This is a genomic window from Phaeodactylibacter xiamenensis, from assembly GCF_000759025.1.
In the GTDB taxonomy this organism is placed as follows: Bacteria; Bacteroidota; Bacteroidia; order Chitinophagales; family Saprospiraceae; genus Phaeodactylibacter; species Phaeodactylibacter xiamenensis.
The window spans coordinates 167,555-192,749 of the sequence record NZ_JPOS01000003.1; the positions used below are offsets into that span (position 1 = coordinate 167,555).

17 protein-coding genes are annotated in these 25,195 nt (G+C 52.3%); 12 read left to right on the forward strand and 5 right to left on the reverse strand.

The window, feature by feature from the left end; translation table 11 throughout:
- Positions 1–231: 231 nt before the first annotated feature.
- The 11 genes from IX84_RS01470 to IX84_RS01520 all read left to right on the forward strand — a co-directional run bounded on the left by IX84_RS01470 (position 232) and on the right by IX84_RS01520 (position 11,104).
- On the forward strand, positions 232–729 hold the full coding sequence (locus IX84_RS01470) for a hypothetical protein (protein ID WP_044215949.1): 498 nt from the start codon (positions 232–234) through the stop codon (positions 727–729).
- Between the two features lie 225 nt (positions 730–954).
- Positions 955–1,827 (forward strand): dTDP-4-dehydrorhamnose reductase, encoded by an 873-nt coding sequence (gene rfbD, locus IX84_RS01475; protein WP_044215951.1) that lies wholly within the window; start codon positions 955–957, stop codon positions 1,825–1,827.
- Positions 1,828–1,936: 109 nt separating this feature from the next.
- Positions 1,937–2,998, forward strand: coding sequence for a VOC family protein (locus tag IX84_RS01480; RefSeq protein ID WP_044215953.1), 1,062 nt, complete (start codon positions 1,937–1,939; stop codon positions 2,996–2,998).
- Positions 2,999–3,001: 3 nt separating this feature from the next.
- On the forward strand, positions 3,002–3,400 hold the full coding sequence (locus IX84_RS01485) for an SET domain-containing protein (protein ID WP_044215955.1): 399 nt from the start codon (positions 3,002–3,004) through the stop codon (positions 3,398–3,400).
- A gap of 226 nt (positions 3,401–3,626) precedes the next feature.
- Positions 3,627–4,301 (forward strand): hypothetical protein, encoded by a 675-nt coding sequence (locus IX84_RS01490; RefSeq protein ID WP_044215957.1) that lies wholly within the window; start codon positions 3,627–3,629, stop codon positions 4,299–4,301.
- Positions 4,298–4,783 carry a hypothetical protein gene (locus tag IX84_RS01495; protein WP_152604875.1) on the forward strand — a complete coding sequence of 162 codons (486 nt, stop codon included), beginning with the start codon at positions 4,298–4,300 and terminating at the stop codon, positions 4,781–4,783. The genes IX84_RS01490 and IX84_RS01495 overlap by 4 nt, the downstream gene beginning before the upstream one ends.
- On the forward strand, positions 4,780–7,962 hold the full coding sequence (locus IX84_RS01500) for a hypothetical protein (protein WP_044215959.1): 3,183 nt from the start codon (positions 4,780–4,782) through the stop codon (positions 7,960–7,962). The genes IX84_RS01495 and IX84_RS01500 overlap by 4 nt, the downstream gene beginning before the upstream one ends.
- Before the next feature lie 74 nt (positions 7,963–8,036).
- A complete protein-coding gene (locus IX84_RS01505; RefSeq protein ID WP_044215960.1) occupies positions 8,037–8,933 on the forward strand; it encodes a hypothetical protein in 897 nt (298 codons plus the stop codon).
- Between the two features lie 39 nt (positions 8,934–8,972).
- Positions 8,973–9,578 carry an SMC-Scp complex subunit ScpB gene (gene scpB / locus IX84_RS01510; RefSeq protein WP_044215961.1) on the forward strand — a complete coding sequence of 202 codons (606 nt, stop codon included), beginning with the start codon at positions 8,973–8,975 and terminating at the stop codon, positions 9,576–9,578.
- Positions 9,579–9,580: 2 nt separating this feature from the next.
- Positions 9,581–10,108 (forward strand): DUF2480 family protein, encoded by a 528-nt coding sequence (locus IX84_RS01515; protein ID WP_044215962.1) that lies wholly within the window; start codon positions 9,581–9,583, stop codon positions 10,106–10,108.
- 84 nt (positions 10,109–10,192) lie between these two features.
- Positions 10,193–11,104, forward strand: a complete 912-nt coding sequence (locus tag IX84_RS01520) for a lytic transglycosylase domain-containing protein (RefSeq protein WP_044215963.1) — start codon at positions 10,193–10,195, stop codon at positions 11,102–11,104.
- Positions 11,105–11,283: 179 nt separating this feature from the next.
- Here IX84_RS01520 and IX84_RS01525 read toward each other — a convergent pair whose 3' ends face one another.
- From IX84_RS01525 to IX84_RS01545, 5 genes are all read right to left on the reverse strand, one after another.
- Entirely contained in the window at positions 11,284–12,201 is a 918-nt protein-coding gene (locus IX84_RS01525; RefSeq protein ID WP_044215965.1) for a DUF4249 domain-containing protein, read from the reverse strand.
- Between the two features lie 4 nt (positions 12,202–12,205).
- Positions 12,206–14,566 carry a TonB-dependent receptor gene (locus IX84_RS01530; RefSeq protein WP_044215966.1) on the reverse strand — a complete coding sequence of 787 codons (2,361 nt, stop codon included), beginning with the start codon at positions 14,564–14,566 and terminating at the stop codon, positions 12,206–12,208.
- 389 nt (positions 14,567–14,955) lie between these two features.
- Positions 14,956–16,542: a T9SS type A sorting domain-containing protein gene (locus IX84_RS01535; protein WP_044215967.1), complete on the reverse strand. Its 1,587-nt coding sequence runs from the start codon at positions 16,540–16,542 to the stop codon at positions 14,956–14,958.
- The gene (locus IX84_RS32720) at positions 16,535–16,870 is read right to left on the reverse strand and encodes a DVUA0089 family protein (RefSeq protein WP_160213613.1); all 336 of its coding nucleotides are present in this window, start codon (positions 16,868–16,870) and stop codon (positions 16,535–16,537) included. Before IX84_RS32720 ends, IX84_RS01535 begins: the two co-directional genes overlap by 8 nt.
- A 545-nt stretch (positions 16,871–17,415) precedes the next feature.
- Positions 17,416–24,489, reverse strand: a complete 7,074-nt coding sequence (locus IX84_RS01545) for a PKD domain-containing protein (RefSeq protein ID WP_044215969.1) — start codon at positions 24,487–24,489, stop codon at positions 17,416–17,418.
- 302 nt (positions 24,490–24,791) lie between these two features.
- Between IX84_RS01545 and IX84_RS01555 the strand changes: the two genes are divergently transcribed.
- Positions 24,792–25,195: hypothetical protein (locus tag IX84_RS01555; protein ID WP_044215971.1), on the forward strand; the 404-nt coding region annotated here is incomplete at its 3' end.

A 25,195-nucleotide genomic window follows, 5' to 3' on the forward strand; every position in this document is an offset into this window, starting at 1 on the left:
AATGCGCATTATTTGGATATGGTGCAGCATGTACCGCTAGGGGCAATAGCTAGGTCACCTAAAGCCGCAGCCTTTACCCTGCGCCGTTAGGTGCGAAATGTGATCTTGTCAACATTAGGCGAACCCTGTTGGACCAGGAACGAGCAACAAACATAACCAATACACGTCAAAGCACAAGGCAATATTTTTAGCCGCCTGCGATCAAAAACAAACCGTCGATGTTAACAACACATGGGTAATTTCTTTCTCTTTCTAATCCTCATATTGATCATCGGCGTACTGCCGTTGTCGGTTTATCTGTTGCGCAGCCTGCGCGAAAGCACCAACGGCACCGGTCCCCTCGATGAAGACCTGACCCGCACCGGCGAAGGCGCGGAAGCGATCGAATGGTGGGAAGCCCGCCGCAGCACCTTCAACCGAAGCCTGCTCGCCTCGGGAGCGGTGGTCCTGCTTGTCTACTATGCGCTCTTGCGGTGGCGGGTAGCCGCCTTTACCGGAGAAGCCTTTCAGGTGCAGCCACGGCAGGTCCTCTTCCTCATCGTGATTTACCTGATCTATATGGGCATTGCCAATCTGCTGTACAACATCGGCGTATTTGTGGAGCAGGCACAACAACCCACCTCCCCTTCTGCCTACCGGCACCGCACCTTTCAACTCATTTACTGGGTAGCCATTGCAGCCCCCTTCGTGGTGGTTTTGTGGAAAACGCTGAGCCCGGTTGCCCGGTAGGTTTTCTTCACCGGCGCATTTTAGTACTTTGCCGGGCATGCAACAAGGGATTAAGCGGTCCACTTTCCTTTGCATCTCCAACCCCGTTAGGGGTTAAATATGGGTAAAACACTCCTTACAAGCGGCTTTCCCGTGCCTTTAGGTACGGAATGTGATGCATTCCTTACCTAAAATTGCCCAACCTTACGCTATCTTTAGCATCTCAAACCAAATACGCACAACCCCATGGCAAAAATACTCGTCACCGGCGCCAACGGACAGGTAGGGCGCGAACTGCAAGTGCTGGCCGCACAGCGTTCCGATGTACAATTTATCTTCACCAACCGGACCTTACTGGACATTACCGATGGTGATGCGGTCGAAAAATTCTTCAACGAGCAGCAGCCGGATTACTGTATCAATTGCGCCGCCTACACGGCCGTGGACAAAGCCGAAACGGAGACTGATTTGGCGAAAGCCGTCAATGTCACCGCCGTGCAGCACCTGGCCACTCAATGCCACAAGCATGGTGCCCCCTTTATCCACTTCTCCACCGACTACGTCTACCACAACAGCCTCAACCGCCCGCTACGGGAAGACGACCCCACCGAGCCCAAAGGCGTCTATGCCCAAACCAAGCTGGACGGAGAAAAAGCAGCCCTGGAGGCCCACGACCACAGCATGATTGTGCGCACGTCCTGGGTGTACTCCACCTTCGGGCACAATTTTGTCAAAACGATGCTCCGCCTGGGCGGGGAGCGCGACCGGCTGACGGTAGTGTTTGACCAAATCGGCAGTCCGACCTACGCCCGCAGCCTGGCCGATGCTATGCTCAAGGTCATCCAACTGCACCGCATGGGTACGGTAAGCCAGGAAAAGTGGCACGGCATCTACCACTACAGCAACGAAGGGATTTGCAGCTGGTACGATTTTGCGAAAGCAGCGATTGATGCGAAAGGGCTGGAATGCGAGATTCTACCCATTGAGACCAAAGACTTCCCTACGCCCGCGCAGCGCCCCCCCTTTAGCCTGCTCAACAAAGCCAAATTCAAATCGGCATTCGGGCTCACTATCCCGCACTGGCAGAAGGACCTGAAGCGCATGCTGGAGCACCTGTAAAAAATGGCTGCCTGATCACCCGAGTTCAGAATTTTTGACTTAATTTCGTCATTCTTTTCCAGCCCCGACCAAAGTATTTATCGGATAACAAGAACGATCAAGGACAGACATGAGCTATATTATTAGTGGCATTCAGCAAATGGGGGTAGGCGTAAAAGACGCAGATGAGGCCTGGAAGTGGTACAGAAAATACTTCGGTACAGATGTGCCGGTTTTCACGGAAAAAGCAGAAGCCGGGCTAATGCTTCCCTACACCGGTGGTCAACCCCGCAACCGCTATGCTATCCTCGCTATGAATATGCAAGGCGGTGGTGGTTTCGAAATCTGGCAGTATACCTGCCGGGAGCCTCAGCCTTCCACTTTTGATATTCAATTGGGCGACTACGGTATCTTCGCCGCAAAAATCAAGACACCTGATGCCCGGAAAGCTTATGACTACTATCAGGCCAATGGCGTAAAATGTTTGTCTGGTGTACACCGCGTTGGGCAGGGCTCGCTTAACTTCTTTGCACAAGACCCCTATGGCAATGTCTTCCAGATTGTGGAAGCTACCGATTGGTTTCAAAACCGCAAACAACTGACCGGTGGTATTTACGGTGCCATAATTGGCGTTTCTGATATTGATGCGGCCTTAAAGCTCTACCGGGATGTCCTGGGTTACGATGAGGTCATTTCCGATGAGGAAGGGGTCTTCAGCAGTTTGGGTCAGGTACCGGGCCAGAAGAACCCCATGCGGCGGGTGCTGCTACGGCATAAAGCTGAGCGGGCCGGAGCGTTTGCGCCATTGTTTGGCAGGAGCGAGCTGGAACTGGTGCAATTGAAAGGCGGCCATGAGCCTCGCAAAATTTATGACGAGCGCTTATGGGGTGATTTGGGCTTCATCCACCTGTGTTTTGATGTTCGCAACATGGAAGAGCTCAAAACCCAATGCGCAAAGGCAGGTTTCCCCTTCACCGTTGACAGCAGTAATAGCTTTGACATGGGCGAGGCCGCCGGGCGGTTTAGTTATGTGGAGGACCCGGATGGCACCCTCATTGAGTTTGTGGAAACCCACAAGGTACCGGTAATGAAGAAGTTGGGTTGGTATCTCAACTTGAAGAAACGCAAACCCACTAAGCCCCTCCCTCGCTGGATCATCAAAGCTATGGGGCTGTCGCGGGTGACGGAATAGCTTATGCAAAGAATTCCATCCATATACTTCGCCAACAGCGACCTGGGCGGACGGGGCGTTTTCACCGCAGCCGACATATCCGAAGGCGCTCTGCTGGAAATCTGCCCGGTCATCGTCATGCCGAAGGCGCATCTGAAATACCTGGACGAAACGGGGCTTTACGATTATTACTTCATCTGGGGGCAACAGGAAGAGGCTTGTGCCATCGCCCTGGGCTACGGCTCGCTGTACAACCACAGCTACCGCCCCAACGCCTTCTACCTACCCGATTTTGAGGGTAAAGCCCTGCACTTCATGGCACTCCGCGACCTGAAAGCGGGAGAGGAAATCACCGTCAATTACAACGGCCATCCCGGTGATGAGGAAGAAGTCTGGTTCATGGCACGGCGGTTAAACGATTAGAATTTCAAAAAAATGACTATTTTTCGGTATTGGTAATGGACTTAGAGCTTGTTGGGATTTTGCTTTTGGAGCGAACGCAGCCAAATTTTGTTCTGATCAAGGCGCGATGAGGGAACATAGCCTTAGCTAAGTGACCGAAGAGCAACGAAGAGCAGGACAAAATTTGGCAAGAGCAGCCCGAAGTGTAAAACCCCAACAAGCTCTTACAATCATCAAACCTAACCCCATGCCGTCTCAAAAAGAAACACTCATCCACCAACTCCGGGACGTACAGCTATCCTGTCTGGCACGCCTGAAGACCTTCCAGAACAATCAGCTCATCAACGATCAGGCTGCAACGGACGCCAAACAACAAATCGAAGATTTGGAAGTCGATCTGCACAGCGCCTTGCTCTGGGCAGACGAACTCTCCTACGACGAACACCAACTATTGCAGGCTATAGTGGCATTGAAACTGGCTCCGGAAGGTACACCGGATGCCTTTCTGGAGCATTTCAGCAAACTGCAGCAGTTGATCCGGGATATGATCTTAACCCCCTTACAGGAAAGAGCCGCGCAGGCTGCCCCCTCTCAGTGGAATCAGAAAATGCTGGACGAGCTCCTCAAAATCCGCCGGGCGCTGCGGGAAACCAAAAACGCACTCATTGCTGCTGATCAAGACCCCACCGCCGATCCGGAATTTCTGGAGCAGGAGGCTGCGTTCACTGCTTTTCTGGCGGTTTACCGGAAGCATTTGCGGGAGAACACGGTGCAGGCAGACGAAAATGCGATCAAAACCATGGAACTCATGATTGGCTTGATCAAAGCCGCTACGGATGTCCCCAAGCTCAAAGCCTCCTACCAAATGCTGAACGACTACGTGGAAAGCCAGATTCCTGTCACTGAAGAAAAAGACGCATGAGACCATTACTGACCAAACTCATCGCTATTTGTCTTTGCTTTGGGATGGCCAACTGCGGAGGCGGTCCGGAAAAAGAACCCATCCCCGGAGCCACTGTAGGCAGCCTGCAAAGGGATAGCCTTACCCTGCTGGACAGCCTCCGGTCTAAGGTGGATGGCTGGGAGGCTCAGGTACTGGAAAAACTCAATGACTTCAAAGTCAATTGCCGGGTACGGGAGGACAGCCTGATGGCTAACGGGCAGGCAGTGCTGCAAGATTCTGCTTTTCTGCTGCTGCGCACTGAAGTCCGGCTGCTCACCGACAGCCTGCGCCATAGTATCCTTTACGGCAACACCGTTGCTGATGAGGCTCAGGTGAGTACGCTTGAGTACATCAATGTACTCGTTGCAGGAGGCCAAACACCGGCAGATTTACAAGAGGCCCTCTTGTTGTTCTGCGATTATGCCCGAGTCAGACAAGATTCAACCCCTATTATCCAATGACCAAGCGAAACACGATGCCAAACACTTACAGATTACTCGCGGCCTTCCTGTTGGGAGGGCTCTTTCCTTTTGTCCTTTCCGGGCAGAGCCTGATTGAAGACGCTGCCAGGCTGGTCAGGGCCAAACGCATGCTCACCCAAATGCCGGACAGCCTGGAGACAGACTCCATGCGCATGGCTTTCGCCGAAGCCATGGCCATTCTCCGGCAATACGATGCCGATGGGCTGGAACAGGGCGAGAAAGCCGCTGACCTGCTGGAAACGGCTGAACATTACCAAGACAATCAGGTCCTGTCTGAATGGCTGCCGCTCCGGCAACTGAAAAGCTATGCTGAAGCGCCGGACAGTGTGGCGATGAGCAGGTACAGGGCGCAACGCACAAGACTGCAACAAGCCCCGAGAGAGCGAATGGCAAGAGCGCTAAAAAGTTCGGAAGGGCAAAGCATGGCCGACTTTCTGTCGATTTCCAAAGCATTGCAACGCTACACTATTCCTCCCGTGGAAAGCCGCTTAGCGCTAAAAAGTGCCGCCAAAACAAGCAACCAAAACATAGATAACGGCCTGGTCAATACCAGTATGTTGCTCGAAGGTGTTTTCCATTTTGTACTGGAACGTGCAAAACAGGAGGTCGCCATCAATTTCCTGGACCGGTTCCTGGAAGACGAAGTACCGCCGGTCAGGCTGCTGTTCCCTACGGTTTACGAAGAGGTCAGCAGTACCAGTTTTAGTTATTCACAATCCTTTTTGGAGCGGGTGCGTACCGCCTTTTATGAAGACTTGCAATTGCTGAGCGTACGTCTGCCCATTATCTTGCTGGAAGATGGCCGGTTCGAGGCGCTGCAATCGGACCCCATCATGTACAACCTGCTAACCGTCTACACCATCATCGGGCTTTCGCAAAATGATATGCCCCTGAGCGACATCATGGGGGCTACGCACCGCAATATCCTCACCAACTATCAGGAAAACGGCAAAAAGCTCAACTTCACTCTGGCCGATACGGTACAAAGTGGTGCAGCGACTCTTGAGGACCTGCACGGGCGGACGCAAACCATCACCAGCCTCCTGAGCGGCATCTACGTATCGCTGAATGATGCAGAAAACACACTGGAAGACAGCCTGCAGGCCATTGAGCAAAGATGGATGGCGATTCCCGATACCACTAACCGGCAAAAGTCTGTACCGGGTTTTGCTTATCTGTTCAAACCGGAATACAATCTGGCCACGCTCATGAGCGACGATGCAGAAGGCTACCGCCTGAACTTCCTGCCCTATCTGCTGCGGGGCCGGCTCGACAGCGCCTACCTCATGCAAATCCGTAGTGTGGACAGCTATGATCAGTACTTTGCCGAAGAGCCTACCGAGCGCATGCTCATTGCTGCCGGGCTGGAAATCGCCCGAAGGCTGGGGGGCACCTGGTACGAAGACCAAACCCTGGCGGACATTCTGGACAACTGGGTGGCCGACCTGACACTTTACCACCGCCGGCTGGAAGAGTGGAAATACAAGGTCTTGCCTGATGAACTTGATGCAAAAGTCTATCAAGACCTTGAGCTGAAGCGAAAGCAGCTCCTGGCCGCCGTCCGCGATACCAGAACCTACTGGGCAGCGGCAGACAGCCTGAGCTATCAGCAGGGACTGGCCTTTCAGGTCCTTTCGAATATGCTGGTCGACCCCTACAACATCAACAGCCCCGCAACCCGCATTGAGATGGCTGCCCGAAAAATAACCCGGCAGCAACTGGTCAGGGAATGGAAAGAAGAACTACAGGACATTGAGCAGCGACTCCTCGACCTCAACGAACGGGTCCTGGGCGAGGAAGCCGAGCTACCACCTACCCATCCAATCAGTATCTATTTGCTGGGGCAAAAGCCTACACACCCCTACTCCGGGCTAGTCGTAAAGGTGCAAAGGCTAAAAAGCGAGCTCCGCGCCTTAAAAGCAGAACTCGAGGAGGTGGACACCACTTATGCCCCTACGCCCTACAAGCTACAGCGCAATGCCGAGCCGATGCTCTTCCTCACAGAATCTATGTCGCAGCTCACTTACTGCCTGCGCTCTTCGGACCCTGCCAAAATGTGGATCGCCCGCCCGGTGCTGGACAGTGCGCTGAATGATCCGGATCTCCGCCCCGCATTCCTGGGCCTGCTGTATCAGCGCATGCGGCAGGTGAAGCAAATCCGGAATATCGCCCCGGATGGGCTGGCGCAGTTGGTGCAACTCACTGTAGCGGACCTCCCTGATCTCACCCCTGCGGATTCCGTTTCGGCTGAACAGGACAGCCTTCGGTTTTACCGAAAAGCCGCATTTGTGGTGAATACCCTGAACCGCATTTTGGAGCTGCCGCTTTTAGTAGATCAAACCACTAGTGGGCAGCTGTTGCCGCTGGTGGAAAGCAACCCCAGGCTGAAACCGGTGCCGGAGGTTTCTCAAAAGCTGCTGGATATGGTCTACCACCTCAACCGGAGAGACCATCGTCAGGCCATTGGCGCTACCCTGGGCTTGTTTACCGGATTAGCTCCTGTTTTTCAGGGAGATGAACCGGGGCAGGAGGAACTGGCGCAGTTTCTCAGTTTCCTCACCGAGTACGGCTACTTCATCGCTGGTTTGGTCGATGCGCAGTCCACCAATGAAGTCCAAAGCCTCATGGAGGGCATTGCCGACCCACCGGGCAGTTCCCGCCTAAAGCGCAAAAAGAAAGTCACCGTAGCGCTGAATGCCTACCTGGGCGTTTCTGCGGGGCAGGAAAACTGGGAACAGAACAGCACGAATACCGAAGAAACGTTTACCAACATCATGCCTACCATGCCTATCGGCTTTTCTGTCAGCCGCCGACTCGGCAAACGGCGAATTGTGATTAACGAATCTACTTTGCAAACCAAGCAGATGGATGGGCATTCCCTTTCGCTTTTCCTCAGCCTTATTGACCTGGGCAGCTTTTTCACCTATGTGCCCGGGGACACACAGTTCGGGGAAACCGACCTGACTTTTAAGAATGTCTTCCGGCCCGGATTGCAATTGCATTACAACATCAAAAACTCGCCTTTTTATGTTGGCGCAGGGGGGCAGTACGGGCCACAGTTCCGGGAAGTGCAGGGCGAGCAGATTACGCTGCAGTCGACCCGGTTTTTCCTGAATTTTGGTGTGGATGTGCCGTTGAAGACGTTGTTTGTGCGGTAAGGGTATTTGTTAAACCCTGGCTAAACCACCCAATGCCGTAGCATTTTTCCCGACAGCTTCGTATCTTTAGAACGATGCCACCACACCAATTCACCTGGACATACGTCAGCGATGCCGGTCAGCGGTATACAGTTGGGCTCTTCCACAGCGTGCGGGAAGGGCACCTGATGGTCTATTGCAATCAGAAGGTGGTCCTTATTGATTTTAAAGTCTTTGACACCCGGTCCTACCCGCTTTTTCTGGACGATGAGCTTTTCCACGTCAACATAGAGCGCAAAAACGGGAAGTACTTCTACGGCTTCCAAATGGATAAAGAAGCCGATACCCCCCGCAATCAGGCCCGCCGCCTGATCGAAAAAAAACACTGGAAACAGACGCTGATTTTTGTAGCCTTGCTGGCCCTTGCGGTCACGGTAGTCACCATCATAGGCCGCAGCCAGAAAGAGGATCAGGGGGACCCTGCCGCGCGGGCAGAGCTCATTCTTCAGCATGGTAAAATGGCAGAGGGCAAAGTGGAAGGCATCTACCAGCATGAGGACCAAACCACCGTTCGGTACAGCTTTATTGTGAATGGGCAGTCCTACAGCGGGCGGGAGGCGCTTCCTCCCATGCCTAATATAGTCCTGACCAACGGCTTGCCCCTGAAAGAGGGCGATCAGTTTGCCGTCCGCTACGTTGGCGACCGCCCGGGATGGAATAGCATTCAGCTTGATAACCCAACGGAAGAACAGATACGGTATTACCGGAAGCTCGCCTGGCAGCAGCAGGCCCGCCAACATCCCGATCAGTCGGAAACCCTCATCGAATGCCTGCTTGATATTGCCTACGCTCAGCAGGGGCTTTCGGGCTATGCTGCATTCATTTCCCAAACGGCCTCCACGACAGATAATCCCTTCGCCAATGAGCAGACCTACAAGCGGCTGATCCGTTCCGTCGATTTTCAGAATGCCCGGCAGCAGCAATGCTTGTAAATAACGAGGTTTCTCCTATTTTCGCAAAAAACATACGGTTTGGACCCAATCATCCCACATATCGAAAGCCTGATTTTTGCCTCGGATGAGCCGATCACGCTAAAGGAAATCCGCGACTGCCTGGAAACAGTACTGGAGGCTACCTTTAAAGACGAAGAACTCATGGAAGGTATTACTACCCTGCAGGCACGCTATGCGCAGGAAGGCTACGGCTTTGAGCTGACAGAGATTGCGGGGGGCTATCAGTTTCTGACCAAACCCGCCTACCACAACACAGTGGGCACTTTCCTGCGGCAGACGACCCGCAAACGGCTCTCGAGGGCTGCACTGGAGACCCTTTCCATCATCGCCTACCGGCAGCCCATCACCAAATCAACCATGGAAAAAATCCGGGGCGTAAGCTGTGATTACTCCGTGCAAAAACTATTGGAAAAGGAGCTTGTTGAAATTACAGGGCGGGACGAAGGTCCGGGCCGGCCATTGCTCTACGGCACAAGTTCCAAATTCATGGACTACTTTGGCCTGAAGAGCCTGGAAGACCTGCCCAAGCCCAAAGAGTTTAAAGAAGCAGATTTTGAAATCGGCGAAAAAGCGCCTATTGAAGAGGATGTCACGGAAGGTGACAGCCGGGAAGAAGAGGAATAATTATGAGTAACAGCAATCCACCACTCGTTAATAAAGTAGCCGCCAGCGGGCTAATTACCCTTAAGCTGGAAGAATTCTGGCCAAATGTTGAACTGGCAGAGCTGGATATTAAAGATTACCTGTTCAAGGAGCTCCTGCTCAGGGAGAAGGATTTCCGGGAAGCCATGAAAGAACACGACTGGGCGCAGTACGAAGGCAAAGTGCTCCTTGTCTATTGCTCTACGGATGCCATCATCCCAATGTGGGCCTATATGCTTATCGCGTCCCATGCCGCGCCACATGCTCAGGATGTATTCCAGGGGCGGCCTGAAGATTACTACCGTACTTTTTTCACGCAGAAGCTTCATGCGCTTGACCTCGAAAAGTATCAGGATCAACGGGTCATCCTAAAGGGCTGCACCGACGGCAAGGCGATCCCCCCACAGGCTTACCTTGAATTGACCAAGCGTCTCAGGCCGGTAGCCAAAAGCATTATGTTTGGAGAGCCCTGCTCTACCGTGCCCATCTTCAAACGCCCCCGGAATAAATAATTATACCGCCGGATCCTATTCCTCTTGAAAAATTAATAGCAAAGCCGTATCTTTTTGTATTGCTTTGCTGAAAACGTATTACCCATGAACAGTCGTCACCTGCAGTACCTGAATATTGCTTTAGCTGCCTTTCTGGGCATCGCCATCTTTACCTCCACCGATGAGCCCGAAGGCCAGCCCAGTTACCGGCCCGATAAGGATATCCCACAAGTGGTCAAACCCGTGGACCTTAACCGGGAATTCGATTTTGCAGGGGAACTCCTTCCTATGGATAATTTTGATGTGCGCGAACGCCTCGACCGGGAACTGCTGGTCAACACCTACTGGCACAGCAGCACCCTGCTCAACCTGAAGAATGCGTACAAGTTCTTCCCCATGATTGAGCAAAAGCTGGCCGAAGCCGGCATTCCGGAAGACTTCAAATACCTGGCCGTTGCCGAAAGCAGCCTGCGCAATGTAGTCTCTCCGGCCGGTGCCCGCGGGCTCTGGCAAATTATGAGCGCCACAGCCCGTGAACATGGGCTGGAAGTCAGTAATGAAGTGGATGAACGCTACCATTACGAAAAAGCAACCGAAGCCGCCTGCAAAGTCCTGAAGCAATACCACCGCAGTTTTGGAACCTGGACAATGGCTGCCGCAGCCTACAACGCCGGCTATGGCAACATCAAAGACGAAATAGAGACGCAGCGGGCCGAGACCTACTACGACCTCAACCTCAACGCAGAAACTGCACGCTACATTTTCCGTCTGGTCGCCATCAAGGAAATCCTCAGCCGCCCGGATGAGTTCGGGTTTTACCTGGAGGACGAAGATGGTTACCCACCTCTGGATGATTACGAACCTATTGTCGTTAGCGAAACCATTAATAACCTCGGCGATTTTGCCCTTGAGCAGGGCACGACCTACCGCATGCTCAAAGTGTACAACCCCTGGCTGCTCGACTCCCGGCTTACGGTACGCCCCGGACAGGAGTATGAGATCCGGGTGCCGAAATAACCGTGTGCATCGTAAATTGCACTACTGGAATAGCCTGCCAGCATTCGTAGATAAGCTGGAGCAGAGCGGGAAGCTCTACCCCAGCAGCTATCGCACTTAGCAGAGGGTTGCCCCCTGGTATTGGTAGCCGGTAGCCACTTTCTGTTTTGTGCATTTTATTATACACGCAAAATAACGCCTTACAGGTCTATTTCGTAGATCGTGGTATGCCCCAGCCCGAAAATCCCGTATCCGTTCTCAATATTGCTGTGGACCGTCACGGGTTCAGCGAAGGGATTGCCATCTGCCCCCCAGTATTGGTCCAGAGAGCGGTAGTACAGGAAGGCATCCCGCGATAAGCTCGTAACCCGTATCCGCAACTTGCTCCCTGACATAAGCCCGATTGGCAGATCCTCCCAGGTGTAGGTAGCAAAGCGGTAGGTATTGCCATTGAAAGCGCCATCCGAACAAATCAGCGCACCTCTTCGGTCTACTTCGGCATAAGAGAGTATGGGGTCATTGGATTCCAGCCAGACGGAGTAATAGCCGGCAATAGTATCATTGTTTTCATCTACATACTGGTAATCGACCTCGCCTTGCAGCGCATAGTAATGCTCACCTGGCTCATCTTGTATTTCAATGACAATCTCATCCAGCCGCTCTCCGCTCTCGCTGAGTGCCCCTTCTTCATCAACGGTAACGTCCAAAACAATTGGTGCCCTGGGCATTCGTTGTTGTGCTCTGATTGAAGGGTAATCCGTTTGCTGTATATCAAGGGTGTACACTTCATCTCCCGCGGCCCAACCCTGACTTAGCTCAGTATAGTGCCGGCCATCGTCCGGAGCATAGGAAAAAGTTACACCCTCTACATTCGGGCCGGAAAACTGGATTTCGGCGTCCGGAAAGACCGAGAACTCCTCTTTTGAAAGGACACTACGGCTGTTGGAGACCAGAACACCAAAGGCATCACTTTCGCTAAATGCCAGGGCATGCACAGCCAGGCGCGGCTCATGCTCCGGCAGCTCAATGTCTACGATTTGGGTAAAAGCATCTTCTCCACAGGAGGAAAAGCTCATTGCCGTCAACAGGCCGATTGCGAAAAACAGGCTATAGCGCATGATTCTAGAATTTAAACTGGTAAGAAATGGATGGAATGATGGGCAGAATACTCACTTCGCGGAAAACCGGCTGCTCCTCGAAGCTACCGTCCGGCTGCTGTACCAGGTCCCGGTCAGCGAGAATAAAGTAGGGATTGCGATGAAAATAGGCATTGTACACTCCGAATACCCAGGTTCGCACGTGACGCTTCATCTGTTTCGTCATGCGTAAGCTAAGGTCCAGGCGGTGGTAGTCCGTCATGCGGAAGGCATTGCGCTCGCCTCCACTTTGAATGGTACTAAACCCACTGAAAAAATCAGATCCAAAGTAGTTGATCGGGTACTCAAAGGTATTGATCGTAACGGCATTGCCCGTCCCATATACCCATGCTCCGGACAGGGAAATACGTTCATTAAAATCGTGATTGACCACCAGAGAAAGGTCATGCCGCCGGTCGTAGCGGAAGGGGTAGCGCCGACCGCCGTTGATTTCGTCAAACTGCCGGTAGTTCCAACTCAGCGTATAGCCCAGCCAGCCGGTGGTGCGCCCAAATTTTTTCTGCACGAAAAGCTCGGCGCCGTAGCTTTCGCCTTCGCCCTGCGTAACTTTGTCCTGCCAGTCGTTTTCCAGCCCAAACAAGAAGCTTGCCCCCTCTTTGTAGGAAATGACATTGTGCATCTTTTTGTAATACCCCTCCAGGCTGACTTCTATACCATCGCCAAAGGTCTTGGCTGCGCCCGCAGCTACCTGCCAGCTTTGCTGTGGCTTGATGCGCTCCGTGCTCGGCACCCACAAGTCAGTAGGCAAACTGAAGGACTCGCTCGTCAGCAGGTTGATGAACTGTGCCATCGTGGCGAAAGAGGCTTTCAGGGCCACATCTTTGGGTAGCAGGTAATTGAGCCCGATACGCGGCTGCAGCGAAGTGTAAAACTCATCGCCTACCTTGAAGCCGGAGCCGTGCAGGCCTACGTTGGCCTTGAGCTTGCCCAGCTGCATATCGTCTTCCACGTAGATAAAAAGCTCATCCGAAAACTCATTCTGTGAGCCGATAAGTGTATCAAAACGCTCCTGATCAAAAGCGACATCGAGGCTAAGTGCGCCCGGGCGGTAGGTGTGATTGGTCACGCCCCCTCCAAAGCGGATATAATGCCCGGGGGCAGGCAGGTAATCGAAGTCAATCCGGCCCGCCCAGTCTTCAATTCCGGAAAAGTAGTTGGCAGAAAAGCTTTCTTCTGACCCATCATTATAGCGGCTGCTTTGTTCGGCGATCACATCAATCTGGAAACGGCTGTAGGTCAGCGTGGTATTGGCAAAAAGCTTGTTGTTGATCTGCCAGTTCCAGCGCAGAGCAGAAATACTGTTGCCCCAGTCGATACCGCCACCGAAGCTGTCTTCGTCGTCTGTCACATCTGTAAAGAACACATCTGCCCCCAGGTAGGCACTAAGGTACAGGCGGTGCTTATCATTGAATTTGTGCTGCAACTTGGCGTTGAAGTCATAGAAGTGCAGCTTTATTTTGACGTCCTCCTCAGACTGCTGATTGGCCAAAGCCACAATAGGCCGAAACAGCAAATCGGCGTACGTCCGCCGGCCAGAGACCAGAATGGAGGTTTTATCTTTTTTGATGGGGCCTTCCAGAGTCAGCCGGGAACTGATCATGCCAATAGCGCCCTCCCCATGCCATTCCTGCAGGTTGCCTTCCTTCATATTGATTTCCAGAATAGAAGACAGGCGCCCACCGTAGCGCGCCGGGAAGCCGCCTTTAGTCAGGGTGACGTTCTTGACGGCATCGGCGTTGAAAACCGAGAAGATACCCAACAGGTGAGAAGTATTGTAGATGGGCACCCCATCGAGCAGCACCAGGTTTTGATCAGGGCTGCCGCCGCGAACGTAGAGCCCGGTCTGCCCTTCCCCACCCGACTGCACGCCGGGCAAGAGCTGAAGGGTTTTGAGTACATCAGTTTCGCCGAGAAGTACCGGGGCCATTTTGATTTGCTCTACCGGTACGGTCATTTGGCTCATCTGACTGCGCTCTTCGATGCGTTCGCCCTGACGAGAGGCCCGTACCACGACCTCTTCCAGCTGTACAGCACCGTCCAGGTCGATATTTAAAGTGGTATCCTGTTTAAGCAGAAAGGCATGTTCGACCGATTCATAGCCAATGTAGGAAAAATTGATGTGCACAGAATCAGCAGGCAGCGTCAGGCTGTAGAAGCCGTACACATTGGTAACGGTCCCCTGATCCGAGTACCGGTCGTAAATATTAGCGCTGATGAGCGGTTCACCAGAGTTGGCATCCCTAAGGTAGCCACTAATGGTATGCTTTTGAGCGAGGCATGGCAAAGACAAAGCCAGGAACCCAAGCAAGAGTAGGAGTTGCTTCATTTTTAGTCGGGTGTGTGGTGTTATTTTGGTTTTATACGCAATACGAAGTGGTTTGCGACGATAAATGTCGGGCTTACAGTCCAGACATTCATCGTCTGGAATCTTGGATTTGCGACATCGGCCACTGACGAAGCATAGCTTGTCAGGGCAGGCGCAAGCCACTTCACAGCGTAAATACTGACATTGAGTAGGTTTGCTGTGGCAAACCACTTAATCGTCAGTATAGTATGATTTCAGAACGTACCAGCTGCCCATTCGCTGCTGCATTCAGAAAACCTTAACACTGGGAATGACGACTCCTATGCAGGAAGGGTTGGCAGCCGACAAAAAAAGCCCCCTGACCGTGTTGCACGATCAGAGGGCTTCTTTACCAAACTACAAAATATCAGTTAATGTGTTTTCACGAAGCGCAGTACCTGAGGCTGCTGCCCTTCGTACCGGACTTCCATATAGTAAACCCCTCCGGAGAGCTGGCTCACATCCCAATCGGTTCGGAATAGCCCCGCTTCTACCTGACGTGACTGGAGCACCTGCCCCAGTTGATTGCGCAGGACAAGGGTCGCGTCCATTGGTTGCGTAGCAGGCAGATCTATTGTAATACGGTCAGATGCCGGGTTCGGGAACAAGCGGGCAGCCCCGGCGGCAGCCGGCTGCTCAAAGCCACGTACTCCAGCAGATGATGCAGATTTTTCACGGTCCGTTGCTGCAGTGATTGCCGTCTCATCAGCAGCCAACAGCGGCGCTCCCCCCTCAACCGTTACATTGCTGAAAACCGCAGTCGTCTGACCGCCGCCTGTATTAGCGGTGACCATGCCTATTTCCAAACAGGCGTCCATAGGCAGGTAGGTCTGTGCAATTATGGAGAAGCTGTTGCCAGTTGTGCTGGTATAGCCGCGGATGTAGTTGCCGATGCGCTCCAACTTCAACCAGAAGGTGTGTGCCCGCCAGTGGGGTGTGAAGTTGTTGGGCGCATTATTTGCGGTACGGGTCACCCAGGGCACTAAGCTGTTCAGGTTAGTTAGGATCATTGCCTGCTTTGCACCGGGAGCTGTGCTTTCGCGAAGGGCAACACCAGCAAAACCGCTACCGGAAACACTCTCAATCTTAACGGTGATAGAGCCGTTTCCACAGATCGTTTGGCTTGCAAAAGCAATGTTATCATTACTGTTGCTATAGCCATTGCTGCCTCCGTTAGTTACAGTAAAAGCACCATTATCAAAGCCAAAATCATTGGCGCCACTTCCGACATCGTTAGCCGTCCAGGGTGCGGGCAGATCTCCACCTGAGCCACACTCACCTGTACCGTTGAAGGAAATACTCCAATCAAAAGAAGCAATAGACCAGCGGTTATCCCACTCAATGTAGTAAGTTACGCCTGCCTGAAGGCAAGTCGTTACTTCCGAGGCTTGGTCTGCCAACCCATTGATATCATCGTTGCTGGCAAAGCAGCTAAGGCTGCCACAGTTGCCGGTATAAATGGAAAGACGGGTGTCTGCACTTGTGAATCCTGAAGAGCCTATGGTGTATTCACCGTTTTGCGCAGGCGTGAAGGTGAACCAGCGGGCATGGTCTGCACTTCCGCTACTGATTGGAAAGGAACAACCATTTTCTGCACCATCGCCTACGTTGACCGTTTCCGTTTCGTTAATGCCCAGGGCTGCAGGTTTAGCATTAACGCAAATGGTATTTTCAGGAGCAGGAGGCGCGCCACATGTAGAATTGACCGCTAATTCCAAACCCGACTCCGGCGCGCCGCCGGAGAGTGCCAGGCTACCATTGACGAAAATATCCCAGCTTACCTCACTTTGGAAAATACCTCCATCCACATCGACGGTGTAGCACCCATCGGGCAGACAGAAAGTTTCTGTACCTGAAGAAACACTCCCGGTAATAGTAGCCGTAGCTACCACGTCGCCATTATCGTTAATGATTTCCAATTCGTTGCCATTCCAGCCATCGCCGAAGGAGTCAGACATTTTCTACGACGACTTCGTTTTCATTGCAGTCAGCTGATAACAAAGTGGCTCTAAGCGTCATACAGGTAGAATTGGAAGCACAGTCAAACTCATTCACCTGTACCAGATAGGTACCGGTGGTAATAGGCGTAAATTCCACACTGGACTGAAGACCGCAGAAGTCATCATTGAAGGCCAATGCTGTGGTTCCAGTCTCATTAAAAATGGTGATCTGAGTATCAAAATCCGAATCTCCACAGGTCTCGAAGCGGTAAGTGTTGCCGGCTTGCATATTGGTGACCGGACGGTGTTCACCACCATAAAGACAGGTTGTTAGTAGGGTTGTCACTCCGGGGGCGGTAGGAGCAGAGCTGGATGAAAAGGGGGTAAAATCAAAGGCGCATTGCCCACGAAGATTTGGAAACCCAAAGCCAACTAATAAGAATAATACGAGACTCCATGCCGGAGCCTGTTTGGGAAAGTAAACATGCTTCATTGTTACATAGGTTTGTTAAGAGAATAAACGAGCTCATCTAAAAGCCGTGCTCGACTTTAGATGGCATCAAAATGTCTTCGTTAGACGGGGGGAATATAAGTTGAGCCTGCAGTCAGGCTGCACGCCGCTTAGTGTTCAGTCTGTAAAATCGGATGACGGAAATACGAATATATGTTTAGAGCTCTCTTATAAACAAATATATAAACGAACTTCATTTATGCAAACTATTTTACAAAAATGATTTATTTCAGCGGTTTATCCTTTAGCCCCAAAACAAATGGGCTAGAAGCCACACGACAAAATGTCCAGGAGGTTTTGTTAAAAAAATAAGCCAAAAAAGAAAGCTGCCCCCGAAGTAAAGGAGCAGCTTCCCAGAAGAACTTGCCCGTGCAAACCGGCTATTCTACCACCACTCTGCGGTAGGCCCGCTGCTGCCCAATGCCCAGCTCAAGCAGATAGACACCTGCGGGCAATGCCGTTCCATCTATGTTCTGCTGCCAGTAGCCCGACCGGAAATCAGCCTCGTATGCTTTGAGTTGCTGCCCCATCAGGTTGTAGAGCTGACATTGGATGGCTTCAGCCGGTGCCGCCTTTACTTTCACTGTAAACAGGCCACGGTTGGGGTTGGGAAAGACTTCAAAAGCCGATAGGTCTGCCCAGTCGCCGGTTGAGGAAACCATAATATTCAACACCTGGCTCACTGTAAATGTATCGCAACTGTTGCCTACAGTTAGTGTTACGTTGTACTGCCCGGTCTCCGTGTAGCTGTGGTTGGGGCTAGCCTCCGTACTCGTGCTGCCATCACCAAAATCCCACTGAAAGAACAGATTCGTACCGGTAGACGTATTGGTAAATGCCACGTCCCCTTCTTGCGTTTCGTAGTCAAATCCTGCCACAGGTACCTCGTCAAGCTGAATGGTATCGGTAAGTGTAAGGGTATCTGCGCCAAAAGCATTGACCCCAATCAAGGTAATACTGTAGGTGCCCGCCTCATCGTAGGTTACGGCAACAGTCTCTCCGGTCGCCGTCTCCGGGGCACCACCGGGCAACAACCACTGCCAGCTGTCAGCAGGTGCGCCTTCCGAACTGGAAGCGAGCAGCTCAAGCGTCTGTGGTGCGCAGGCCCCGGCAGTATTGCCGAAGCTGATCGTAGCCTCCGGTGCCTGCCCTTCAATTTCAATGGTTTGCTGCAGGGTATCCGTGCCGCATATATTTTCAGCAATTAGCGTCACGTCAAAGACCCCGGCCATATCGTAGTCGTGCACTGGATTCAAATCAGTGCTTGTGCTGCCATCGCCAAACGACCAAAGGAAAGCATCTGCATTGATGGCTGTATTCACAAAGCTTACCGTAGCCTGATCTATACTAAAGTCGAAGCCGGCCTGAGGGCCTGCGCCTACTGTAATCAGATCAGGAAGCTCAATCGTATCCGACCCGGAAGTATTATTAACAATTAGCGTGGCACTGAAAACACCAGGCGTTTCATACACCACTACCGGGTTGGCGGTGGTAGCTGTGGCCGGAGTACCACCGGGCAAAACCCACTCAAAACTTTCACCAAATTGCGAGGTGTTGACAAAAGTAACTTCAAACGGCGCACAACCACTCGTACTTTCCACTTCAAAACCAGCGGTGGGTGGTGGTAGTACAATGCTTACGGACAGCGTGGTATCCGCCTGTCCGCATTCATTGGCAGCAGTCAGGGTGATATCGTAGTCGCCGGGAGACTCGTATGTATGCGCGGGGTTGGCTGCGTCGCTGTTATTCCCATCCCCAAATGACCATGCGAAAGTCAGAGCTGAGGTAGAAGCATTCGCCAGATTGACGGTAAAACCATCCACCTCTGCTGAAAATGCCGGATCTGGCAGCCCCTTTACCTCAATAATCGTGGAATCGATGCTGACACCGGCAGCGTTGCTGGCTTCCAGGTAGATGGTGTAGGTACCGGCTTCGGTATAGGTGAAGGCCGGCATCGCGCCAGTTGCGGTTTCCGGAGCAGCCCCCGGTGCTGTCCAAAGCAGTTCCTCAGCATTAGCCGAAGCCACACTAACCGGATTTACAGTAAATGGCAAACAACCACTGCTCATTTCGAGATCAATCGCAGCAACCGGTGGGGTAACCACGGTAAAGGACTGCGCCACTGTATCTGCTCCGCAGGCATTGGAAGCAATCAGGGTGACCTGATAAGTGCCATCTGCGGTGTAAGTATGGGAAGGTGCTGATGCTGTGCTCGTATTGCCATCACCGAAGTCCCAGGCGAAATTTGTAGCGCCGAGCGTATTATTGGTCAGCTCCAGCAGTGTGGTGCCCAGCGTGACTATACCTTCAAATTCTGCATCCGGTGCAACACCTACTGATATCGTTAGGGTATCCGTACTGCTTCCGGCGGCATTGCTCACTATTTGTATGATGGTATACTGTCCCGCCGCAGGGAAGGTGAAAGTCGGGTTAGGATTCGATGAAACCGGCGGCACCGCTCCGGTAGCGGTGTATGTGAAGTCTGTGGCGTTTGCAGACGCCGTATTGTTTAGCGTAAGCGTAAATGGGGCGCACCCTTCTGTCTGCTCAGTTGTAAAGCCAGCGGTTGGAGCCGTAACGATCTCTACTTCCTGAGTGGTGGTGTCATTGCCGCATTGGTTGCTTACGATCAGCTGCACAGTGTACACCCCATCTTCGGCATAAGCATGCGCCGGATTGGATACGGTGCTTTCGTTGCCATCGCCAAAGCTCCATAGATAGGCAGAGGCGTCTGAGCTGTTATCCGAAATATTTAGTTCAAAGCTACCAGGTGTGGTACTGGCTTCAAAGTCTGCCACTGGTATACCGCCTACCGTCACCTGCAGGGTATCACTATTGCTGCCTGCGGCGTTGCTCACGGTTTGGATAATCTCGTAAGTGCCGGGGCTACCATAAGTAAAGGAGGGCTCTGCGTCCGTAGACTGCTCAGGTGTGGCGCCGGGCGCCAAATAGCTGAAATCAGCAGCATTGGTGCTTGCCGTATTGATTAGGCTTACCGTGAAGGGCGCACAGCCTGTTGTGGCATTTAGCTCAAACCCTGCCATAGGAGCGGTTATCACATTTACCGTTTGCTGAGCGGTGTCGGTACCACAGGCACTGTTGGCGATCAGCAGTATGGTATATGCTCCATCGGCGGCATAAGTGTGGCTGGGCTCAGCCTCCGTACTGCTGTTGCCATCGCCGAAATGCCAGGTAAAGCCGTCCGCATCCTCGCTATCATTGGTCAGGTCCAGGCTAAGGCTGCCAAGTACCACCGTAGCTTCGAAGGCAGCATCGGGCGAAGCGCCCACGACCACCTGAAGGGTGTCTGTACTGCTGCCCGCTGCATTCGAGACTTTTTGAATAATTTGATAGGTACCCGGGCTGCCGTAGGTGAAAGTAGGATCAGGAACCGATGCAACGGATGGCTGAGCTCCATTTGCAGTATAGACATAATTGTAATCGGCATCCGGGTCAGCGGGCGAAATTTGTACAGTAAAGGGCGCACATCCTGAATTAGCATCCAAAGAAAAGCCAGCTGCCGGTGGGGTGAGAATGTTAACCACCTGCTCCAGCGTATCTGTACCACAGGCATTCCAAACGACCAGCTGAACGGTGTAGGTGCCGTCTTCGGCATATTGGTGGGTGGGGCTGAATGCTGTGCTCGTTTCGCCATCGCCAAAGTCCCATTGCAGGGAATCTGCTCCTGTGCTCAGGCTCGTCAGGACGATACTGTCCGTACCTGTGGTGTAAGCCAGCTCAAAATCTGCAACCGGAGCATCAATCACCGTTACGGATAAGGTATCCGTGCTACTGCCTGCCGCATTACTTACCGTCACCATCAGGTCATACACCCCGGCTGTCTCATAGGTAAAGGTCGGTGCTAACAGATCTGCGGTAAGTTCCACACTACCCGGAGCAGACCAGCTGATGGTATCATAATTTGAGGCGCCCGTATATTCAGGCGTTAATACAAAGACCGAGCATCCTGAGGTATCGGCATTGGCAATCCCTGCCGTTGGTGGGGTTACAATAGACACCGTTTGTTCCAGTGTGTCGGCCCCGCAGGCATTTTCGGTGATGAGTGTGACGGTGTAGCCCCCGTCCTCCGCATATGTATGTGCAGGCGCTATTGCGCTGGAAGTACTTCCATCCCCGAATGACCAGAAGTAGAGGTCAGCATTTACACTGGTGTTGACCGTGGAAATTTGCGGGGAGCCAAGGGTGTCTATCAATGTAAACGCACTGCTGGGCGGCCCTCCGATCACAATAGTAGCGGTATCGAGGCTGCTTCCCGCAGCATTAGAGACCTGCAGTACGATATCATAAGTGCCTGGTGCATCAAAGGTAAAGGAAGGATTGGGCACCGTTGCAGTATCCGGATTTGCGCCATTGGCAATCCAAAGCCAGTTTTCGACAATGCCTTCGGCATTGTTCACCGGCTGCACCGTAAAAGGCGCGCAGGCAGTATCCTGCGGAATGGAGAACCCTGCTACAGGCGGCAGCACAATCGCTACTTCCTGGGTAGCGGTATCGCTGCCACATTCGTTGGTGGCAATCAGAGTAACGGTGTAAATCCCAGTGGTATCGTAGGTGTGTGTGGGATAAAAGTCTGTATTGACCGGGGAACCATCTCCAAAGTCCCACTCAAAGGAAAAAGCGTCCAGTGAGGTATTCTGAAAGGAAACGGTGAAGGTTCCGGGCACATAATCTGCAAAAAAGCTACTCTGAGGCGCCCCGGAGACCGTGATCATTTGCGTAAGCGTGTCCGTACCGACGCCATTGGAGGCGATTAAGGTCACTTCATAAGTCCCGGCAGTCGCAAAACTACAGATTGGGTCCGGATCAGTGGACGTCGCCGGATTGCCATTTTCGAAAGTCCAATGGAAGGTCTCTCCAAAGGAGCTCGTATTGATAAATTGCATCAACACGGGTGCACAGCCCGATAGTGACTCGCTTTGGAAAGTGGCAGTGGGAGGCGGTACTATTGTGATCTCTTCGGTGTATTCTGCCATACCGCATTCATTCTGGGCGGATAGGCTAACCGTGTAAGTACCAGGCTCTTCGTAGGTATGCGTGGGAGCATCCACTTCAGTTTCATTGCCATCCCCAAACTCCCATTTGACGCCGGTGTAGTTGTCAGTCAGATTCCCAAAGGCTACCGTGAAGCTATCGATATCGTAAAGGAAAAACGGTTCAGGAGGGCCCAACACTTCAATGTCTGTATTGAGGGAGGTGGTATTGCTGCCTGCGGCATTGGAGACCGTTAGGGTAACCGGATACTGGCCCGGCACAGGGTATTCTACGGTGGGGTTTTGTGCGTTGGAAGTGGAAGGCACACCACCGGGGAAGGACCACTCCCAGACCTCCACATCCCCCAGGCTAAAGTCTGAGAACTGAACGGTCAGCGGGGCACAACCGGATTCCACATCGGCAGCGAAAGCAGCGACAGGCGGCTGTAATACAAAACAGTTGGAGGTAATTCGTACATTATCAATGTAAAGGTTGTTGCCGAAACCGTTGGTGTTTTCTATTTTGATCCGGACCTCCGGCTCGCCGGCGTAAGCAGACAAGTCAATGTTGAGGCAATCGGCTCCAAAGTTGCCAGCATAGCACCAGTCAGCCGGCACGCTCGGGGTGAACAAATCCGTCCCATCCGGAGTCGTCGCAAAATTGCCACTGCCATCTTCTTCACCGAAGAAGATTTCATCAGGATAAGTGTTGCCTCCGTTGGTGGAAACCAGGATACGCAGCTCGTCTCTGAGCGCGAGGCTGTACCGCTGATAGGCATAGTCTATTTTGAGGCGCATCCCTGCTTCCTGTGAGAAATTAAGCACTGGAGTGATCAGCGCATCACGCTGCCCCTCGGCATCATAGTTATAGTTATTCATGTAGGCCGCCTGCTGCCCGGATACCGTTCCCCCTACATTGGTGATCGTCCAGGTGGTGCTGTTATCCGGGTTTTCGACCGTCCAGTTGTTTAGGTTGCCTTCCATAGCATCGTAGAACAGGTATTTGGTATTGCCTTCCTGTACGATGATAGTATTGGAAACGGCAAAGGAAGAACCGGCGCTGTTCGTAGCGTTGAGCGTGGCCGTATAAATTCCGGGATCTGGATAAAACACAACCGGGTTTTGCTCCGTAGATGAGTTCGGCACACCACCCGTAAAGGACCATGACCAGGAAGTCGGGCTATTTTGTGATTCGTCAATAAATTGAATGTAACTGCCCGGGCAGGCTTCTTCTACCGGAGTACCAATTTCAGCGACCGGTGGGGCAATAGGTGAGCCACAGGGGCCAAAGCAGCCAGGTATACCCGCCTGTGCATTGATATAATTATTGATCGTATTTATTGAGGTCGTGGACCAGTTATTACTTGAGTTAACGGAGGGTGCCATGATAAAATTAGCCCCACTGGCATCGTGAAAAGCGTTAAAGTTGTGCCCGATTTCATGCGCTTGCAGGACCCGAAGCAGGGCAGCATTAGAGGAGAAGCGCTCACAGGTGTTGTAGCGATTTGAAGTGCAAAGCCCGCCCAGCCAGGCTACACCGATTGTGGAACCATTAAAATTGCGGTCGGTCCAGAGTGTAGCCAGGCTGTGGTTAAATCCAAAGCCCCCGCCGTTGGCCCAGTTGGTAAAGCTGCTGAGAACGGTAGACGCGTCGTTCGATCCTGTCCAGGGGTCGCATCCGGAACAAGTCGAGATAAAAGTACCATTGACGACAAACTCGATTTGATTGGAGAATTCATCATCGTAGTTAGTCCCTACATTATTGAGAACGCCCAACATGAAGTTCTCTACAGCCGTTTCTGACCCCAGGGCATTGAAAAGCTGAAAATCGGCAGCCAGCCCCATTCCTACGGAATAGCACTGCATCATCTGACGGCTGAGGTCCGGAGCAGGACCAGGTTTGAAGTGGTGGTCGTGATCCGTACCACAGGTGTGGGGCGTTTCCGGGGCCTTAACGGCTCCTGCTTCATACCACACATAGGTGCCTTCCGGGAGTGAGGGGTCGAGGTACCAGGCCGGTTCAATAAAGTAGGTTTTTGCACGGTGCTCAATGAAGCCGTATAGAAAATTCTGATCTACAGTCAGGCGAACCTGGTCCGTCGGTGTTCCGGCAGCATAGCCCCGGTAAGTTTTGTTGGCAGACCTGGGCAGTACACGCCTGCCCTTTGAATCACCAAGAACCAACTGATAATCCGGTGCCCGAAGGTCTTGAGCGGTTAGTTTCAGCTCAACCGGCTGCAGGGAGCCCAGCTGAAGGGACAAGAGCACTTCCTGGTTCACGCCATGCTGAAGGGTTTTGTGCAGGGCCTGTACCGGAGCTTTAGTCAGTTGGTATTCAGAAAACTGCTCATCGAGCGTTTCAGAAGGCATATCATTCCATGACTCAAGTACAAAGAGGTTTTGCCCATTTGATGTGAGGGCTGCAAGCGAAAAAAACAGGAGAATCAGTAGATGTTTTTGCATTATTCTTTGTGTTTTTGCAAACTGGGTTTGGTTAGAGATATCCTGGGTTTAATTGATGCCCATCAAGATTATGGGAAACCGCTTGGCAAAAGTGGTTATCCCCAAGACAAATCTTGAAGCCAAAAGTGTTGAAATAGTGGTTGCGGGGTAATGGCGTTTTCATTGCCGTACACTTTTAGCTCGGCAAAAAGTTCATTGAAAGTTTGGAAAGAGAGACAGAAAAAATAAGGGTTTTCTGAGATTTTAAAAATCTTTGCAGAAAACCCTTTCAAAATGCCGTTCTGCAAAGATCTAAAAAATGGTTGATAAAGCATCAATCTGAGGTTCCACAAGGCAACGCCTTGCGTCGATTAACCGTCTTATCTGGTTTATTAGGTGCCTTAATCAAAGGTGGCCGGGCATCTTTATCAGAGTTGGGCCGCCATATGGAAGACCCCACTGACCTGGAAAGTCGGGTCAAGAAGGCCAAGCGTTGGTTGCAAAATAAGTGGACCGATGTCACGGTACACTTTATACCCTACCTTCTTCCGATTCTCCACTCTCTGAGCAAGGCTGGAGAGTTAGTTCTGGCCATCGATGGCTCCTGTGTGGGCAAAGACTGCATGGCGCTGATGGTCAGTGTAATCTGGCGCAGGCGAGCCATTCCCATTTGTTGGGTAGTTCGTAAAGCTCCCAAAGGCCATTTCCCGGAACACATGCACGTGGC

Bases quoted from the DNA above. Each gene is read 5' to 3' on its own strand.
- IX84_RS01515 (WP_044215962.1), top strand. From the start codon at position 9,581: ATGAGTAACAGCAATCCACCACTCGTTAATAAAGTAGCCGCCAGCGGG.
- rfbD (WP_044215951.1), top strand. From the start codon at position 955: ATGGCAAAAATACTCGTCACCGGCGCCAACGGACAGGTAGGGCGCGAA.
- IX84_RS01530 (WP_044215966.1), bottom strand. From the start codon at position 14,566: ATGAAGCAACTCCTACTCTTGCTTGGGTTCCTGGCTTTGTCTTTGCCA.
- IX84_RS01470 (WP_044215949.1), top strand. From the start codon at position 232: ATGGGTAATTTCTTTCTCTTTCTAATCCTCATATTGATCATCGGCGTA.
- IX84_RS01535 (WP_044215967.1), bottom strand. From the start codon at position 16,542: ATGTCTGACTCCTTCGGCGATGGCTGGAATGGCAACGAATTGGAAATC.
- IX84_RS01505 (WP_044215960.1), top strand. From the start codon at position 8,037: ATGCCACCACACCAATTCACCTGGACATACGTCAGCGATGCCGGTCAG.
- IX84_RS01525 (WP_044215965.1), bottom strand. From the start codon at position 12,201: ATGCGCTATAGCCTGTTTTTCGCAATCGGCCTGTTGACGGCAATGAGC.
- IX84_RS01500 (WP_044215959.1), top strand. From the start codon at position 4,780: ATGACCAAGCGAAACACGATGCCAAACACTTACAGATTACTCGCGGCC.
- IX84_RS01485 (WP_044215955.1), top strand. From the start codon at position 3,002: ATGCAAAGAATTCCATCCATATACTTCGCCAACAGCGACCTGGGCGGA.
- IX84_RS01495 (WP_152604875.1), top strand. From the start codon at position 4,298: ATGAGACCATTACTGACCAAACTCATCGCTATTTGTCTTTGCTTTGGG.
- IX84_RS01545 (WP_044215969.1), bottom strand. From the start codon at position 24,489: ATGCAAAAACATCTACTGATTCTCCTGTTTTTTTCGCTTGCAGCCCTC.
- IX84_RS01520 (WP_044215963.1), top strand. From the start codon at position 10,193: ATGAACAGTCGTCACCTGCAGTACCTGAATATTGCTTTAGCTGCCTTT.
- IX84_RS01490 (WP_044215957.1), top strand. From the start codon at position 3,627: ATGCCGTCTCAAAAAGAAACACTCATCCACCAACTCCGGGACGTACAG.
- IX84_RS01480 (WP_044215953.1), top strand. From the start codon at position 1,937: ATGAGCTATATTATTAGTGGCATTCAGCAAATGGGGGTAGGCGTAAAA.